The sequence below is a fragment of the Frankia alni ACN14a genome, from assembly GCF_000058485.1.
Taxonomy (GTDB): Bacteria; Actinomycetota; Actinomycetes; order Frankiales; family Frankiaceae; genus Frankia; species Frankia alni.
The window spans coordinates 4,388,733-4,408,053 of record NC_008278.1 but is presented as its reverse complement, the minus strand read 5'-3'; the positions used below and the strand labels follow the sequence as shown (position 1 = coordinate 4,408,053).

Here is a 19,321-nt window from a genome sequence, read left to right as displayed (position 1 = left end):
CAACTGGAGAGGACACCATGGACAGCAGCGCGAACGCCTCGGCCAAGGAGCCCGTCGCCGTCATCGGGCTGGCGTGCCGTCTGCCGGGCGCGCCGGATCCCGAGGCGTTCTGGCGGCTGCTCGTCGAGGGGCGTAGCAGCGTGCGCGAGGTGCCGGCGGGGCGCTGGGACGCGGCGGCGCTCGACGACCTCGTGGCCCCTGGCCAGCGCTACGGCGGCTATCTCGACGCGATCGACGAGTTCGACGCGGAGTTCTTCGGGATCTCACCGCGCGAGGCGGCGGCGATGGATCCTCAGCAGCGGCTGATCCTCGAGCTGAGCTGGGAGGTCCTGGAGGACGCCGGCGTGCTGCCCGCCTCGCTGCGCGGCACCGCGACCGGGGTGTTCATCGGCTCCCTCGCGGACGAGTACGCGGCGCTGTCCCGGCATTCGACCTCCCGGCACACCCTGACCGGGACGACGCGGGGCATCATCGCCAATCGCGTGTCCTACACCCTCGGGCTGGGCGGGCCGAGCATCGTGGTGGACACCGCCCAGTCCTCGTCCCTGGTGGCGGTGCACCTGGCCTGCGAGAGCCTGCGGCGCGGGGAGTCGACGACGGCGCTCGCCGGCGGGGTCAACCTCATCGTCGATCCCCGGGGCACGGCCGCGGTGACCCGCTTCGGTGCCCTGTCCCCGGACGGGCGCTGCTACACGTTCGACCGCCGGGCCAGCGGCTACGTCCGCGGGGAGGGCGCGGGGCTGGTCCTGCTCAAGCCGCTCGCCGCGGCGCTCGCCGACGGCGACCACGTCCACGCGGTCGTTCTCGGCGGGGCGATCAACAACGACGGGACCACCGACGGGCTCACCGTGCCGAGCGCGCAGGCGCAGGCGCAGGTGATCGCCCGCGCCCGGGCCGAGGCCGGAGTCCGACCCGAGCAGGTCCAGTACGTCGAGCTGCACGGCACGGGCACACCGGTGGGCGACCCGATCGAGGCCCGCGCGCTCGGCCTCGTGGCCGGTGGCGGGGCCCCGCTGCAGGTCGGGTCGGTCAAGACAAACGTCGGCCATCTCGAGGGCGGGGCCGGGATCACCGGCCTGCTCAAGACGGTGCTCAGCATCGCCAGGCGGTCGCTGCCGGCCAGCCTGAACTACGCCGAGCCGAGTCCGCAGATCGACCTCGCCGCCGCGCACCTGCAGGTGCGCGACTTCGGCGGTGACTGGCCACGGCCCGAGGAGCGGCTGGTCGCCGGGGTGAGCTCGTTCGGGATGGGCGGCACCAACTGCCACCTCGTGCTGGCCGAGCCGCCGTCGCCGTCGCCGTCGGGTGGCGAGGCGACCGCGGGAACGGTCGCCACCCTGCTGGTGAGCGCGCGCACCGAAGCCGCGCTGTGGGCCCGGGCGCGACAGGTGCGCGACCTCGTCACCGAGCGCGGCGGGGTGCCCGCGGGCCTGGCCCGCACGCTCGCCGCGACCAGGACGGCGTTCGGGGTCCGGGCCGCGGTCACCGGGGACGCGCTGGCAGGCCTCACTGCGCTCGCCGAAGGGCGCGCCGATGCGGGGATCGTCACCGGGCAGGCGGTCGCCGGCGCGGTCGCCGGCGCGGTCGCGGTGCTGTTTCCCGGGCAGGGCAGCCAGCGGCTTGGGATGGGACGGCGGGCCTACCGGGACTTCGCCGTCTGGCGAGACGCCTTCGACGAGGCCGCCGCCGCGCTCGACGGGTACCTTCCCCGGCCGATCGGCGAGGTGATCTGGGCGTCCGGCGCGGACGCGGAGCTACTCGGGCAGACTCGGTACACCCAACCGGCCCTGTTCGCGGTCGAGGTGGCCACCTTCCGGCTGCTCGCGTCGTGGGGAGTCGAACCGGCCCTCGTCGCCGGGCATTCGATCGGCGAGGTGGCCGCGGCACACTGCGCGGGCATCCTCGACCTGCCGTCAGCGGCCAGGATGATCACCGCCCGCGGCCGGCTGATGCAGCGGCTTCCCGGCGGCGGAGCAATGCTGGCCGTCGCCGCGCCGCAACACGAGATCTCCGTTCTGCTCGCGGGACACGAGGAGGTGGCGGGACTCGCCGCCGTCAACGGACCGTCCTCGGTCGTGGTCGCCGGCGCCCGTGCGGCGCTCGACGCGGTCCGCGCCGCGGCCGCAGACCGGGGCTATCGCACCCGGTGGCTCGAGGTCAGCCATGCCTTCCACTCGCCGCTCATGGAACCGATGCTCGAGGAGTTCCGCGCGGAGCTGGCCGGCATCACGTTCCGTGCGCCAGTGATCCCGTTCGTGTCCACGGTGACCGGGGAGCTGGCGGACGCCGGCGATGCGGACTACTGGGTCGAGCACGCCCGGCGCCCGGTCCTGTTCGACGCGGGCCTGCACCGGCTGCACGAGCTCGGGGCCGCCATCCTGGTGGAGGCCGGCCCCGGCCGTACGCTCAGCGGGCTGGGCCGGGCGAGCCTGGGACGGGCCGCCGCCGTCGTGCCGGTCCTGGGTGATCAGGACGATCTGGACCTGGCGGTCGGGCGGCTGTTCGTCGCCGGGGCGAGCCTGGACTGGGACGCGGTGTTCGGACCCGGTGGCCCGCGCGTGGCCTTGGCGACCTATCCGTTCCAGCGCGAACGCCACTGGCTCGAACTCGGGACCGGGGCCGACCCCGCGAGCACCCCGCCCGCACCCGGACCGAAGCCCGCCGCCGAGGCGCAGCCGGCCGTCGAGACGCCGCCTGCCCTCGGGCCGGAGCCCGTCGTCGAGGCGGTGGCGGGCGAGCCGAACTCGTCCGGGCCGGACGTCGAACAGGTGGTCCTCGCGGAGCTCGCCGCGGTGCTGGGGCACCGCGACGCCGCGGCCCTGGACCGGGCGGCTCCCTTCCGGGACCTGGGACTCGACTCGCTCGGCATGACCGAGCTCAGCGACCGGCTCACCGGCGCGCTGAACACCGAGCTGACCACGGCCACGCTGTTCAGCTACCCCTCGGCGGAGGCGCTCGTCGGCCATCTGCGCGGCGACCACGCGCGCGGAGCCGCCGGCGAGCCCGCGGCCGCGGCGGTGGTGACGGCTGCTGTGCGGGCGGGTTCGGCTGATCCGGTGGTGATTGTGGGGATGGGGTGCCGTTATCCGGGTGGGGTGGTTTCTCCGGATGATCTGTGGCGGGTGGTGGTGGATGGTCTGGATGTGACGGGTGATTTTCCGGCTGATCGGGGTTGGGATCTGGAGGGTTTGTTTGATCCGGATCCGGAGCGGGTGGGGACGACGTACACGCGTCGGGGTGGTTTTTTGTACGGGGCGGGGGAGTTTGATGCGGGGTTTTTTGGGATGAGTCCGCGGGAGGCGTTGGCGACGGATCCGCAGCAGCGGTTGATGTTGCAGGTGTCGTGGGAGGCGTTGGAGCGGGCGGGGATTGATCCGACGTCGTTGCGGGGTACCGACACCGGCGTCTTCGTCGGCGCGACCGGTAGCGAGTACGGATACCGGCTTGCCGAGGGCGGCGGCGGCGTCGCGGACGGCTATCTGCTCACCGGTACCACGCCGAGCGTGGTGTCGGGTCGTATTGCGTACACGTTGGGTTTAGAGGGTCCGGCGTTGACGGTGGATACGGCGTGCTCGTCGTCGTTGGTGGCGTTGGATCTGGCGGTGGGGGCGGTGCGGTCGGGTGAGTGTGGGGTGGCGTTGGCGGGTGGGGTGGCGGTGATGGCGTCGCCGGGGATGTTTGTGGAGTTTGCGCGGCAGCGGGGGTTGTCGGTGGATGGGCGGTGCCGGTCGTTCGGGGCGGGGGCGGATGGGACGGGGTGGTCGGAGGGTGTGGGTGTGGTGGTGGTGGAGCGGTTGTCGCGGGCGCGGCGGTTGGGGCATCCGGTGTTGGCGGTGGTGGCGGGTTCGGCGGTGAATCAGGATGGTGCGTCGAATGGGTTGACGGCGCCGAGTGGTCGGGCGCAGGAGCGGGTGATTGTGCGGGCTTTGGCGGATGCGGGGGTGTCGGCGGGTGAGGTGGATGTGGTGGAGGGTCATGGGACGGGGACGCGGTTGGGGGATCCGATTGAGGTGGGGGCGTTGGCGGCGGTGTATGGGGGTGGTGGTCGTGAGGTGCCGTTGTGGTTGGGGTCGTTGAAGTCGAATGTGGGGCATACGCAGGCGGCGGCGGGTGTGGGTGGGGTTATCAAGATGGTGATGGCGTTGCGGGCGGGGGTGTTGCCGCGGACGTTGTTTGTGGAGGAGCCGTCGCCGCGGGTGGAGTGGGTGGGGTCGGGGGTGGCGTTGTTGCGGGAGGAGGTGGGGTGGCCGCAGGGGGGTCGGCCGCGGCGGGTGGGGGTGTCGTCGTTCGGTATCAGTGGGACGAACGCGCACGTCATCCTCGAACAGGCACCCGAGCCGCAGCCGCAGCCGCAGTCGCCGTCGCCGTCGCGCCCCGTCGCCGGCCCTCCGGTGCTGCTGTCCGGCCCCGACCCCGAGGCCCTGCGCCGGCAGGCCCGGGCCCTGGCCGACCACCTTCGGGAGCATCCCGGGCTGACGAGCACGGACGTTGCCGGTTCGCTGCTGTCACGGACCCGGTTCGACCACGGCGCCGCCGTGTTCGCCGAGGACCAGACGACGCTCGTGGACCGGCTGGCCGGCCTGGCAGACGGGGACGTCGCCGACGCGGTCCTCACCGGGCAGCGGGTCACCGGGCGCACGGTGTTCGTGTTTCCCGGGCAGGGCTCGCAGTGGCCCGAGATGGGCCGGGCGCTGCTGGCGGCGTCCCCGGTGTTCAGAGCGGAGATCGAGGCGTGCGAGCGCGCGTTCGCCGAGCACACCGACTGGTCGCTGCTCGGCGTCCTGCAGGGCGACGCGGGCGCACCGGGACTGGACCGCGTCGATGTCGTACAGCCGGTGCTGTTCGCGGTGATGGTCTCCCTTGCGGCGCTGTGGCGCGAGGGCGGTGTGCGGCCCGACGCGGTCGTCGGTCATTCGCAGGGGGAGATCGCGGCCGCGTACGTCGCCGGCGCACTGACGCTGGCTGATGCGGCCCGCCTGATCACTGTGCGTAGCAAGGCGCTCGTCCGGATCGCGGGTGGCGGCGGCATGATGTCGATCGCGCTCGGCGCCGACGACGTGCGCGAGCTGTTGGCGCGGTCCCCGGGGGACGTCGAGATCGCCGCGCTCAACGGGCCGCGGGCAACCGTCGTGGCCGGTGCCGCCGGTGCGCTCGAGGATCTGCTCGGCCGATGCGAGCAGGCCGGCATCCGGGCCCGCCGAATCCCGGTGGACTACGCCTCGCACACGAGCCATGTGGAGCCGCTGCGGGATCACCTCCGTGAGACCTTCGCCGGGCTGAGCCCGCGGTCCACGCCTGTGGCCTTCTACTCGTCGGTCACCGGCGGCCGGGTCGACACCGCGACCCTGGACCCCGCGTACTGGTACCGCAACCTGCGCCAGCCGGTCCGGTTCGACCCGGCGATCCGGGCGGCGCTGGACGACGGCTGCCACCGGTTCATCGAGGTGAGCCCGCATCCGGTGCTGACCCTCGGGGTCGACGACATCCTCGCGGACCGCACGGTCGGCGGCGCGGTCGTCGCCACCCTGCGGCGGGATACCGACGGCTCCGCGGCCTTCCGCCGGGCGCTGGCCGCCGCGGATCTGGCGGGTGCGGCCGTGTCCTGGGCACGCCCCATCGCGGTGCGCCCCGAGCTGCCGACGTACGCCTTCGACCGCACCCGCTACTGGCTCACGCCCGTGGTACCCGCCGCGCAGGCGTCACGGCTGGGTCTCACCGTCGGTCGGCACCCGCTGGCCGGCGTGCAGGTCGAGCTCGCCGACGGCGGTGCCGTCCTGACCGGGACCATCGATCTCACCGCCCAGTCGTGGTTGGCCGATCACCGGGTGTTCGGCACCGTGCTGGTGCCCGGCACCGCCTTCGCCGAACTGGCGGCCCACGCCGGCGGCGCCGTCGGCAGCCCCGACGTCGTCGGGATCACCCTGACCGCGCCGCTGGCGCTCACCCCCGAGCGTCCGGTCCAGGTGCAGGTCCGCGTCGGCGGGGCCGGCCCGGACGGGCGGCGCGAACTCGGCGTCTACGCGCGCTCGAGTGCAGACGGCGCATGGAACCGACACGCGAGCGCCGTCGTCGCCGACGCAGCTCCTGTTGCGGAGGGTGAGCGGCCCGGTCACGGGTCGGGTGACCTGGCGGTGTGGCCGCCGGCCGGAGCCGACCCGGTCGATCTGACCGACGTGTACGGCCGGTTGTTCGCCCTGGGATACGACTACGGTCCGGCGTTTCAGGGGCTCACCGCGGCCTGGCGCGTCGGCGACACCGTGTACGCGCAGATCGCGGCGGGCGAGTTGGCCGGCGACTTCGCGGTCCACCCGGCGTTGCTCGACGCGGCGCTGCATCCGGTCGTGGCGGGGCTCGCGGGCATCGGCGCGCAGGAGCCGGGCCGGCCGCTGTTGCCGTTCGCGTTCGAGGGGCTGCGCCTGACCGGGCCGGCGACGGCGTTGCGGATACGCGTCGAGCCGCTCGGCGACAGCCGGGTGCGCTACCTGCTCGCGGACGGTGTCGGGGCGCCGGTGGGCGCGATCGACTCGCTCGCGTTCCGGCCGGTCTCCCACCGGGATCTGGCCCGGGCAGTCTCGGCGCACGCGGTGGAGCCGGCGTACCACGTCGAGTGGACGCGGCCGGGCGCCGTGACCGGATCGGCCGTTGCCACCGCACCGGCCGGCGGGACGGAGCTGGACGCGGTGGTGGTCGCCGGCTCCGGCGATCCACGCCACCTGATCGACCTGACCGGCGACCCCGAGGTCCTGGACGGTGTGGCCGCACTGGTCGCGGCGATCGCGGGTGGGCGGGCCGCGCCAGAAGTGGCGCTGGCGGCGATCGGCGGCTCCGCGGCCGTGGTGGCAGAGGCGCCTGTGGTGGACGACCCGCCTGTGGTGGACGACCCGCCTGTGGTGGACGAGGCGCACGCCCGTGCGCGGGCGGCGCTCGAGCTGCTTCAGCGTTGGCTGGCCGAGCCGGCCCTCACGGGCACCCGGCTCACGATCGTGCTCGCCGCCGACGAGCCGGCATCGGCCACGGTGACCGGGCTGGTGCGGACCGTCGCGGCCGAGCATCCAGGGCGCGTCACGCTGGTCCACGTGGACGCCCCGGCTCCGGTGGCCGTGCTGGTCGCGGTGGACGAGCCGGAGGCGGCCGTGCGCGCGGACGAGCTGCTGGTGCCCCGCCTGGTCCGCGGCACGTTCGAGGACGCCGAGGCCGTGGCGTTCACCGGGACGGTCCTGATCACCGGTGGCACCGGCGCCCTCGGCGGCCTGGTCGCCCGGCGGCTGGCCGGGCAGCCCGAGCCGCCGCACCTGCTGCTTGCCAGCCGTAGCGGCCCGGCCGCAGCGGGTGCGGCCGAGCTGGCCGCCGAGCTGCGCGCGGCGGGAGCCCAGGTGACGGTCGCGGCCTGCGACATCGCCGACCGGGACGAGCTCGCGGCCCTGCTCGCGGACATTCCGGCCGATCGCCCGCTGCGCGGGGTCGTCCACACCGCCGGAGTGCTCGACGACGCCACCGTCGAGGCGATGACCGGGGCCCAGCTCGCGCATGCCCTGCGGCCCAAGGTCGACGCCGCCTGGCACCTGCACGAACTGACCGCCGATCTGGCGCTCGACCACTTCGTGCTGTTCTCCTCCGCGGTCGCCACGGTCGGCGCTCCCGGTCAGGCCAACTACGCCGCGGGCAACACCTTCCTCGACGCGCTGGCGGTCCACCGGCGGTCCCGGGGCCTGCCGGGCACGGCGATCGCGTGGGGGCTGTGGACGCAGGCCAGCGCGATGACCGGTCACCTTGGCGCTGCCGACCGCGCGCGACTGGCCCGCCATGGTGTCGGAGAGGTCGCCGACGAAGGGGCGCTCGCCGTCCTCGACCGACGCACCGAGCCGCACCTCGTCGTGTCCACTCTGGACGAGGCGGTGCTGCGGGCGGAAGCCGTGGCCGGCCGGCTGCGGCCACTGTTCGCGGACCTGGTTCGGGTGCCCGTGGCCGGTCGCGCGGCGGGTGCGGACGCTGGCGCGGGCTGGGCCGGCCGGCTGCGGGCCGAGCGTCCCCGGGACCGGCATCGAGCCGTCGTGGAGCTGCTGCGGGCCCAGGTGGCCGCGGTGCTCGGGCATGACGGCGATGCCGGCCTCGCGGCCGACCGGGCGTTTCGGGACCTGGGTTTCGACTCGCTGACCGCGGTCGAGCTGCGCAACCGGATCAACGCGCTGAGCGGGCTCGGCCTGCCGGCCACGGTGGTGTTCGAGTTCCCCACCATCGACGTTCTCGGTCAGCACGTCCTCGACGAGCTGTTCGGGGCGGAGAAGGCGGTGGTGACGGCTGCTGTGCGGGCGGGTTCGGCTGATCCGGTGGTGATTGTGGGGATGGGGTGCCGTTATCCGGGTGGGGTGGTTTCTCCGGATGATCTGTGGCGGGTGGTGGTGGATGGTCTGGATGTGACGGGTGATTTTCCGGCTGATCGGGGTTGGGATCTGGAGGGTTTGTTTGATCCGGATCCGGAGCGGGTGGGGACGACGTACACGCGTCGGGGTGGTTTTTTGTACGGGGCGGGGGAGTTTGATGCGGGGTTTTTTGGGATGAGTCCGCGGGAGGCGTTGGCGACGGATCCGCAGCAGCGGTTGATGTTGCAGGTGTCGTGGGAGGCGTTGGAGCGGGCGGGGATTGATCCGACGTCGTTGCGGGGTACCGACACCGGCGTCTTCGTCGGCGCGATGTATGACGACTATGCCGCCCGGCTGCGCACCGTTCCCGAGGAACTGGAAGGGCTGCTGTTGGTCGGGAACCAGTCCAGCGTCCTGTCGGGTCGTATTGCGTACACGTTGGGTTTGGAGGGTCCGGCGTTGACGGTGGATACGGCGTGCTCGTCGTCGTTGGTGGCGTTGGATCTGGCGGTGGGGGCGGTGCGGTCGGGTGAGTGTGGGGTGGCGTTGGCGGGTGGGGTGGCGGTGATGGCGTCGCCGGGGATGTTTGTGGAGTTTGCGCGGCAGCGGGGGTTGTCGGTGGATGGGCGGTGCCGGTCGTTCGGGGCGGGGGCGGATGGGACGGGGTGGTCGGAGGGTGTGGGTGTGGTGGTGGTGGAGCGGTTGTCGCGGGCGCGGCGGTTGGGGCATCCGGTGTTGGCGGTGGTGGCGGGTTCGGCGGTGAATCAGGATGGTGCGTCGAATGGGTTGACGGCGCCGAGTGGTCGGGCGCAGGAGCGGGTGATTGTGCGGGCTTTGGCGGATGCGGGGGTGTCGGCGGGTGAGGTGGATGTGGTGGAGGGTCATGGGACGGGGACGCGGTTGGGGGATCCGATTGAGGTGGGGGCGTTGGCGGCGGTGTATGGGGGTGGTGGTCGTGAGGTGCCGTTGTGGTTGGGGTCGTTGAAGTCGAATGTGGGGCATACGCAGGCGGCGGCGGGTGTGGGTGGGGTTATCAAGATGGTGATGGCGTTGCGGGCGGGGGTGTTGCCGCGGACGTTGTTTGTGGAGGAGCCGTCGCCGCGGGTGGAGTGGGTGGGGTCGGGGGTGGCGTTGTTGCGGGAGGAGGTGGGGTGGCCGCAGGGGGGTCGGCCGCGGCGGGTGGGGGTGTCGTCGTTCGGTATCAGTGGGACGAACGCGCACGTCATCCTCGAACAGGCACCCACCGACACCTCCGACACCTCCGACACCTCCGACACGACCGACACGCGCGACCGGCCCGACACGACCGAGTCGGCTGTGGACGCCGGCCCGGTGCCGCTGCTGCTGTCCGCGCGGACGGAGTCGGCGCTGCAGGCGCAGGCGAGCGCCCTCGGTGACCTGCTCGCCTCCGCGGGCGCGCCCGCGCTGGTCGATGTCGCGTTCACGTTGGCGCGCCACCGGACCCAGTTCACCGAGCGCGCGGCGGTGCTGGTCGACGCCGACACCGTCCTGCCGGCGCTGCGGGCGCTGGCCGGCGGGACCGCGCACCCCGCGCTCAGGCGCGGGCGGGCCCAGCCCGATCAGCGGCTGGCGTTGCTGTTCACCGGCCAGGGCTCCCAGCGGCGGGGCATGGGCGCGGGCCTGCTGGCGGCGTCGACGGCCTACGCCGCGGCCTTCGACGAGGTCGCCGCGCACCTCGACCCGCTGCTCGGCGTCCGCCTGCACGACCTCGTCGACGGTGACGCCGACCGGCTGCGCCAGACCCGGTATGCCCAGCCGGCGCTGTTCGCCCTGCAGGTCGCGCTGTACCGGATGGTCGAAAGCCACGGGCTCACACCGGACCTCCTGCTCGGCCATTCGGTCGGCGAGCTGGCCGCCGCGCATGTCGCCGGGATCCTGGGGCTGTCCGACGCCTGCGCCCTGGTCGCCGCCCGCGGTGAGCTGATGCAGTCCGCCCGCGAGGGCGGCGCGATGGCCGCGTTCGCCGCCACCGAGGACGAGGCCGGGGACCTGGTCGCCGAGACCGGCGGCCGGGTCGCCGTCGCCGCCGTCAACGGGCCCGCCTCGGTCGTGCTGTCCGGCGACGCCGACGCGGTGGACCAGCTCGTCGCGCGCTGGAAGGACGGCGGCCGCCGGGCCACCCGGCTCGCGGTCAGCCACGCCTTCCACTCGCCGCACATGGACGACGTGCTCGCACGCTGGCGCGCGGTCCTCGCCGAGGTCACGTTCGCCCCCGCCGCGACGTCGATCGTGTCCACCCTGACCGGCCGGATCGCCGACGCCGAGGAGATGTCCGGGGCGGACTACTGGCTGGAGCAGCTTCGCCGCCCGGTCAGGTTCGCCGACGCCGTCCGCGCCGCACACGGCGCGGGGACGACCCGGTTCGTCGAACTAGGCCCCGACGGGTCGCTGTCCGCGATGGTGCAGGACACCGTGGACGAGGTCCTCGCCGTGCCCCTGCTGCACCCGCGGCGCCCCGAGCCGGCGTCCGTGCGCGAGGCGCTCAGCCGAGTGCACGTCGCCGGGACGGCGGTGGACCTCGTGCCGTTCTTCGCCGGCGGCCGGTACGTCGAGCTGCCCACCTACCCGTTCCAGACCAGGCGGTACTGGCTCAATCCCGCGCCCGAGCCGGCGCGGCCCACCGATCTGGGGCTGGACGGCACGCCTCACCCGCTGCTGGCGGCGGCGGTGGAGCTGCCGAACGGGGCCGGTTCGATGTTCACCGGCCTGCTCTCGTCGCACACGCAGCCGTGGCTGGCCGACCACCGGATCGACGGGCGCACCCTCGTGCCCGCGGCGGTGCTGCTCGAACTCGTCCGGGCCGCGGGCGCGTCCACCGGCCGGCCGGGCGTCGACGACTTCGTCGTGCACAGCCCGCTGGTGTTGGACGGCGAGGGGCAGGCCGCGTTCCAGGCGACGGTCGCGCCCTCCGGTGAGTGCGTCCTGCGGGCTCGGTCCGGCCGGCCGGACGGGCGCGCCGCGTGGACCACGTGTGCCACCGCGCTGCTCACCGACCAGGGCCCGGCGGGCGAGGCCCCCGGCCCGTCCGACGCCGGCTCCCGTGCACCCGCAGAATCGTGGGAGCGCAGGGGCGAGCGCCTCGACCTCGGCGACGCGACGGCCACGTACGAGCTGCTGGCCGAGCACGGCTATCAGTACGGGCCGGCCTTCCGCGGGCTGCGCGCGGCCTGGCGCGACGGCGGCACGCTGTCTGCCGAGATCGAGGTCCCGACGCCGGTCCTGGCCGACAGCGCGCACTACCACCTGCATCCGGTTGTCGTGGACGTCGCCCTGCATGTCCTGGCGCTCAACGACCTCGGCGGCCCGCGCTGGGTGCCGTACGCGCTTGACGGGGTCCGGCTGCATGCGGTGCGGGAGCGGCAGGCGCGGGGGGGACAGGCGCGCGTGCGGCTCGTGCCGGCCACGCCCGGCACCTACCGACTGGAGCTGACCGACCCGACCGGCGCCCCGCTGCTCACCGTCGCGCGGGTCCGGCTGCGCGCGCTGGCGTCGGCGGCCGAGCTGTACCGCCTGGGCTGGGAGCAGGCGGGGCCGGCGACCACGCCCGGCGCCGGCACCGTCATCGTCGGCGGGGCGGCGGACGCGGCGTTCGCCGACCTCGACGCGCTGCTGGGCGACGTCGGCGAGCCGCTGCCCGCCACGGTGCTGTTCGCGCCGACGCCTGGCGACGACCCCCGCGCCGCGGCGAACGCGGCCAGGCTCGCCGTCACCCGCTGGCTGGCCGACGAGCGGACGGCGTCCACCCGGCTGGTGTTCGTCACCCGGGGCGTCGCGACGGCTGCAGGTGAGGCTGCGGACCCGGTCGTCGCCGCCGTGTGGGGCCTCGTTCAGGCCGCGCAGGCGGAGCATCCGGGCCGCTTCGCGCTGCTCGACGTGGGCCAGGCCGGATCGGTCACGGTGCCCGACCAGTGGGCCGCCGTGGACCGGGCCGCGATCCGTGACGCCACGGTGTTGGTCCCAAGGCTGGACCCGGTGGACGCGGCAGACCCGGTGGACGCGGCGGACCTGGCGGACGCGGCGGACCTGGCGGAATCGGCAGACCTGGCGGAATCGGTCGACGCGGCGGAACCGGTGGAGCCGGCGGGTTCGGCGGGTTCGGCGGGGCAGGTCGACGGCGGCGGGGCGTCCGGTCCGCTGCTGCCGCGCAGCGCCGCGGGCGGAAGCGTGCTCCTCACCGGCGGCACCGGTGCCCTGGGCCGCGAGCTCGCGCGTCACCTCGTGCAACGTCATGGTGTACGCAACCTTGTGCTGGTCAGCCGGTCCGGTCCGGCGCATCCCGACGCCGCCCGCGTCGAGGCGGAGCTCGCCGGGCTCGGGGCCCGCGTGCTCGTCCTGGCCTGCGACGTGACCCGCCGCGAGGACCTGGCCGAGCTGATCGCCGGCCTCGACGCCCCGCTGAGCGCGGTGATCCATGCGGCCGGGACGACCGAGGACGCCGTCGTCGAGCGGCTCTCGGAAGCCGCCGTCGACGCGGTGGTCGCCGTGAAGGCCCTCGCGGCCCGGCACCTCGACGAGCTGACCCGTGGCGACGAGCTGGACGCCTTCGTGCTGTTCGGCTCGATCGCCGGGATCCTCGGCACCGCCGGGCAGGGCAACTACGCCGCGGCGAACAGCGCCCTCGACGCGGTCGGCCACGAACGTCGCCGGGCTGGGCTGTCCGCCCTGACCATCCACTGGGGTCGGTGGGAGGTCGACACCGGGATGGCCGGCGGGCTCACCGAGCGGGACCTGGCTCGACTTGAACGCGCCGGCATCGGGTCGATGACCGTGGCGGAGGGGCTTGCGCTGTTCGACCGGGCGCTGCGCGCCGGCGTACCGTCGGTCGTCGCGGCGAACCTCCATCCGCGTGCGATCGGGCGGCTCGGGCGCTCCGGCGAGCCTGCGACTCGCGCTCGGGCGCCACTCGCGGCGGTTGCGGCGACGCAGGCCGACGTCGCCGGTCTGGTTCTGGACACGGTGGCCGAGGTTCTCGGCCACCCCAGTCGGGCGGACATCGACGCCGACCGGGCGTTCGTCGAGCTCGGGTTCGACTCGTTGATGGCCGTCGACCTGCGTAACCGCCTCACCGCCGCGTTCGGCGTCCGGCTGGCGAGCACGGTGGTGTTCGACCATCCCAACCCCACCGCGCTGATCCGGCTCATCGCCAGTCAGCAGGGTGGCACGGAACCGGAGGCTGCCGGCGCCGAGGCGGCCGGCGCGGCACCGGCGGGCGGGCCGGGGCGGACCGGCGAGGACCCGATCGCGATCGTCGGGATGGCCTGCCGTCTCCCCGGCGGCGTGCGCACGCCGGACGAGCTGTGGCGGCTGGTCACCGCGGGCACCGACGCGATCACCGAGTTCCCCGACGACCGGGGTTGGGACCCCGACCTGTTTGATCCGGATCCCGAGCGGCCGGGCACCTCCTACGTCCGCCATGGTGGCTTCCTGCACGACGCGGCCGAGTTCGACGCGGAGTTCTTCGGCATCAGCCGGCGGGAGGCGCTCGCCGTCGATCCGCAGCAGCGGTTGCTGTTGCAGACCGCCTGGGAGGCGGTCGAGGACGCCGGGATCGATCCGGCGTCCCTGCGCGGCACGTCGTGCGGGGTGTTCGTCGGCGTCATGTACTCCGACTACGGGGCGCGGGTCCACCAGCGTCGCGGCGGCGCGCACGAGCTGGAGGGATACCTGGTCAGCGGCAGCGCCGGCAGTGTCGCCTCCGGGCGGGTGTCGTACGTCCTCGGGTTGGAGGGCCCGGCGGTGACGATCGACACCGCGTGCTCGTCCTCGCTGGTCGCGATGCACGACGCCGCCCGGTCGCTGCGCCTGGGTGAGAGCAGCCTCGCGCTGGTGGGCGGCGTGACCGTGATGGCAAGCCCGGCGACCTTCGTCGAGTTCAGCCGGCAGCGGGGGCTCGCGCCGGACGGCCGATGCAAGCCGTTCTCGGCCGCCGCGGACGGCACCGCCTGGGCGGAGGGCGCCGGGGTGCTGGTACTCGAACGGCTCTCCGACGCGCGCCGCCACGGCCACCGGGTGCTCGCGCTGATGCGTGGCTCCGCGGTGAACCAGGACGGCGCGAGCAACGGCCTGACGGCGCCGAACGGCCCGTCACAGGAGCGGGTGATCCGGGCCGCGCTGCGCGACGCGGGACTGCGGGCCGCCGACGTCGACGTGCTGGAGGCACATGGCACGGGGACTCGGCTCGGCGACCCGATCGAGGCGGGTGCGGTACTGGCGACCTACGGCCGGGACCGCGACGAGGGCCGCCCCCTGCTGATGGGCTCGCTCAAGTCGAACCTCGGCCACACCCAGGCCGCGGCGGGCGTGGCCGGGGTCATCAAGCTGGTGCTGGCGATGCGCAACGGCGCCGTGCCCGCCACCCTGCACTTCGACCGCCCGAGCGGGCACATCGACTGGTCGCAGGGCACCGTCACGGTGCCGACCACGCTGCTCCCCTGGCCCGACTCGGGCCGGCCACGCCGCAGCGCGGTGTCGTCGTTCGGTATCAGCGGCACCAACGCCCACATCGTGCTCGAGCAGGACGCCGAGCAGATGACCGGGCCGGGCTCCGAGGAGGTCCACCCGCAGATCCCCGAGCCGAGGCCGGAGCATGGCGTCAGCGCGGCCGGGGGAACAGCCCCCGGCGAGGCCGGTCCCGAAACGCCGCTGCTGCCCTGGGTGCTCAGCGCGCGCACCCCGGACGGGCTGCGCCGGCAGGCGGTTCGGCTGCGGCAGCACCTGCTGGACGAACCCGGTCAACGGGCCGCCGACGTCGCCCTGTCGCTGGCGACCACCCGCAGCGCGTTCGAGCACCGGGCGGTCGTGCTCGGCCGCACCCGCGAGGAGCTGATCTCCGGCCTCGAACGGATCGCCGCACTCGATGCGATCGCCGGTCCCGGGCCGGTCGAGGTCGTACCCCCCGGCCCGTCCGGGGCGCTCCCGCTGGTGTTCGCCGGCCAGCCGGTGACGGGCGCGAGGGCCGTGTTGTTCAGCGGTCAGGGCAGCCAGCGTGTCGGCATGGGAACCGGCCTCTACCAGGCGTTCGGGGTGTACGCGGCGGCGTATGACGCGGTGTGCGACGAGTTCGCCCGGGTCGCGGGCCTGAACGTGCGTGCGGTCGTCACCGGCGCGCAACCGGGCCGGCTCGACCAGACCAGGTACACCCAGGCCGCGCTGTTCGCCGTCGAGGTGGCGCTGTTCCGCCTGCTGGAGTCCTGGGGCCTGCCGGCCGATCTCGTCGCCGGGCACTCCATCGGCGAGCTCGCCGCCGCGCACGTCAGCGGGGCGTTGCGGCTGGCCGACGCCGTCACGCTGGTGGCCGCCCGGGGTGGCCTGATGGACGAGCTGCCCGGCGGTGGCGCGATGGTCTCGGTGCGCGCCTCCGCCGACGAGGTACGCAGCCTCGCCGAGCAGGCCGCGTCGCGGGTCGACCTCGCGGCGGTCAACGGCCCGCGGTCGGTGGTGATTTCCGGGGACGAGACCGAGGTCGTGGAGCTGGCCGCCCGCCTGGCCGAGCGGGGCCACCGCACCCGGCGGCTGTCCGTCAGCCATGCGTTCCACTCGGCCCGGATGGACCCGATGCTCGAGCGGTTCCGGGACGCGGCCGGGCGGCCGGCCACCGGCCCGATGACCCGCACCCTGGTGTCCACCCTGACCGCGCGTGAGGTCGATGCGCCGACGCTGGGTTCGGCCGGGCACTGGGTGGATCAGGTCCGCGGGACCGTCCGGTTCGCCGACGCGCTGACCCGGCTGCGAGAGCTGGGCGCCGCCACCTTCCTGGAGGTCGGGCCGGACGCCGTGCTGGCCCCGTTGGCCGACGACTGCGAGCTCGGCGACGGCGTCGTGGCCCTGGCCGCGCTGGACCGACGCCACGGCGAGCTGGCGGCGATCGGGTCGTTCGTCGCCCGGGCGTTCATCGCCGGCGTGCGGTGGGACTGGCGGGCGCTGTTCGGCGACGACGCGGTGACCGTCCCGCTGCCCACCTACGCCTTCGCCCGCGAGCGGCTCTGGCTCGACCCGCCGGCCGAGCCCGCCACCGCCGCCGCGCTCGGCATGGACGAGCCGGACCACCCGTTGCTCTCGGCGGCGGTCGAGATGCCGGGCGGCGCGCACAGCGTGTACACGGGGGTGCTCTCGACGCGGCGCCAGCCATGGCTGGCCGACCACGCGCTGCACGGCGCACCGCTGCTGCCCGCCGCCGCGGTCGTGGACCTGTTCGGCTGGCTGGCCGGCCGGGTGGGCACGACCGCGGTGGAGGAGCTGACGCTGCTCGCCCCGGTGCTGCTCGGCGGCGGCGACGTGCGGCTGCGGGTCACCCTGGAGCGCACACCCGACGGTGCCGCGGCCCGCATCTTCGGTCGGGTTCCCGGCGCCGAGGACTGGACCCTGCACGCCCAGGCCAGCCTCGTGGCCGCCGCCGACGCGGGCGGTCCGGCCGCCGGCGAGCCCTGGTCGGGCGAGCCGTCGCCGGCGGCGCGGCCGGTGGACGTCGCCGGGGTCTACCCGGCCCTCGCCGAGCGGGGCTACGACTACGGGCCGTCCTTCCAGGGCCTGCGGGCCCTGTGGCGCGACGGCGAACACCTGGTGTCCGAGGTGGACGTCGCCGGCGGCGGGCCCGCCGAGCTGCTCGACGCGGCGCTGCACGGGTGGATCGTCGCGGCGGGGGAGGGCGAGGACCGCGACGACGGCACCATCGACGTTCCCCACACCTGGCGCGACATCCGCGTGCACGGGGCGCACGGCGTCCCGACCGGCCCGCTGCGGGTCCGGGTCACACCGACCGGCGCGACGTCGTTCTCCCTTGCCGCGGTGGACACCGCGGGCAGCCCGGTGTTCTCCGTGGGCGAGATCGCCCTGCGGCCGGTCGAGGAGTCCCTGCTGCGGGGGGCGGGGGCCGGGGCCGCGCCACCGTCGGCGTACGAGGTGGACTGGGCGCCCGAGACACTCGTACCGGCGCCGGCACCGCGCGGCGTCACCGTGCTCGACCTCGGCGCCGACGCCGCCGAGCTCCGCCTGCCCTTCCCGATCGTCACCGACGCCCGCGAGGTCACCGAGCCCGCCGGCGACCCCGGCGCGGGCCCGCAGGTGCTGGTCGCCGTCGTCTCGCCCGGTGGGGCGCCGGACGGCGACGTCCCCGGCCCGCACGGCGACCCGGCGACCGCGGCGCGAGCGGGGATCGAGGCGGTCCGGGAGCTGATCGTCGCAACCGCGGAGCAGACCAGTCTGGTCGTGGTCACCCGCGGCGCGGTCGCGGCCGGCGGCGGCGACGCGGTACCGCGCCTGTCGGACGCGCCGGTCTGGGGGCTGGTGCGCACCGCGCAGGCCGAGTACCCGGGGCGGATCAGCCTGATCGACGTCGACGGGCGGCCGGACTCGCTGGCGCTGCTTCCCGACGCGATCGCGGCCCGGCCCGCCCAGCTCGCGCTGCGCCGCGGCCGAGCGTACCGGCCGCGGCTGCGGGCGGTGCCCAGCCCCGGCCCCCGGCCGGGACCGCGGCCGGGCACCGGACGGTTCGGCGCCGGGACGGTGCTGGTCACCGGGGCGGGCGGGGCCCTCGGCGGGGTGGTCGCCCGCCAGCTCGCCCTCGCGCACGGCGCGCGGCACCTGCTGCTGGTCAGCCGGCGCGGCGACGCGGACCCCGGGCTGCACGCGCTCGCCGGCGAACTGCGCTCGGCGAGCGTGCAGGTGACCGTCGCGGCCTGCGACCTCGCCGACCACGACGCCGCGCAGGCGCTGCTGGCCGGCGTCGGCACCGAGCATCCGCTCACCGCCGTGGTGCACGCGGCCGGCGTCCTCGACGACGCGATCCTGGCGGGCATGACCGCCGAGCAGGTGGACCGGGTGCTACGGCCGAAGATCGACGCGGCCTGGAACCTGCATCGCCTCACCGCCGGGTCGGGGCTGGACGCCTTCGTGCTGTTCTCCTCGATCGCCGGGATCGTCGGCAACGCCGGTCAGGGTGCCTACGCCGCGGCGAACACCTTCCTCGACGCCCTCGCCTCGCACCGTCGGGCCGTGGGGCTACCGGCGACCTCCCTGGCGTGGGGGCCCTGGGAGACCGGGATGGCCGGCGAGCTCGCCGCCGCCGACCGATCCCGGCTCGGCCGGCTCGGCCTGCTCCCGCTCACCGTGGACGAGGGCCTCGCCCTGCTCGACCAGGCCCTCCTCGACCAGCCGCCACTCGACCAGCAGCCACTCGACCAGCAGCCACTCGACCAGGCCCTGCTCGATCAGCCCCTGCCTGACCGGGGCTCGGGCGGGACGGCGGCGCTGCTCGTGCCCGCCCGATTCGACCCGCGCGCCCTGGCCCGCCGGGCCGGTCAACTGCCGGCGGTCCTGACCGATCTGGTGCCGGCGACCGCCGGCGCGTCGGCACCCGCCGGACCGGTCGCGTCCGGAGAGTACGGCGGGGCCGACGGGGTCGGCGGTGCTGGTGGTGCCGCCGCGGCCCGGCCGGTGCGGCTGCCGCAGACGGTGGCGGGCCTCGACGCGGCTGCGGCGCGCAGGATCGTCGAGGAAGCCGTGCTGGCCCGGATCGCCGAGGTGCTCGGGCTCGGCGGGCGGGCCGCAGTGCCGGCGGACCGAGGGCTGTTCGACATCGGACTCGACTCCCTGACCGCGCTGGAACTGCGCAACCGGCTCAGCGAGGACGTCGGACTGCGCCTACCCACCACGCTGCTGTTCGACCATCCGACCGCCAGGGCGTTGACCGATCATCTGGTGGAGCTGTGCGCCCCGGCGCAGGCCGCGTTGGATCTGGCCGCCCTGGACGGGCTGGTCGCCACCACCGCGGGGCTACCCGCCGACGACGAGCGGCGCGGTGATCTGGTCCGGGCGCTGCGCGCCGCACTCGGAACGCTCGGCGCCGGGGAAAACAACGCCGACGAACGAGCCTTTGGAATGGATTCAGCCTCCGATGATGAGATTTTCGGGTTGCTGGACCGCGAGCTGAAGGACTGAAGGGA

1 protein-coding gene is annotated in these 19,321 nt (G+C 74.8%); it reads left to right on the top strand.

The annotated features are described in order from the left end of the window. Window positions 1–17 precede the first annotated feature (17 nt). Entirely contained in the window at window positions 18–19,316 is a 19,299-nt protein-coding gene (locus tag FRAAL_RS33135; protein ID WP_011605202.1) for a type I polyketide synthase, read from the top strand. Window positions 19,317–19,321: the final 5 nt, after the last annotated feature.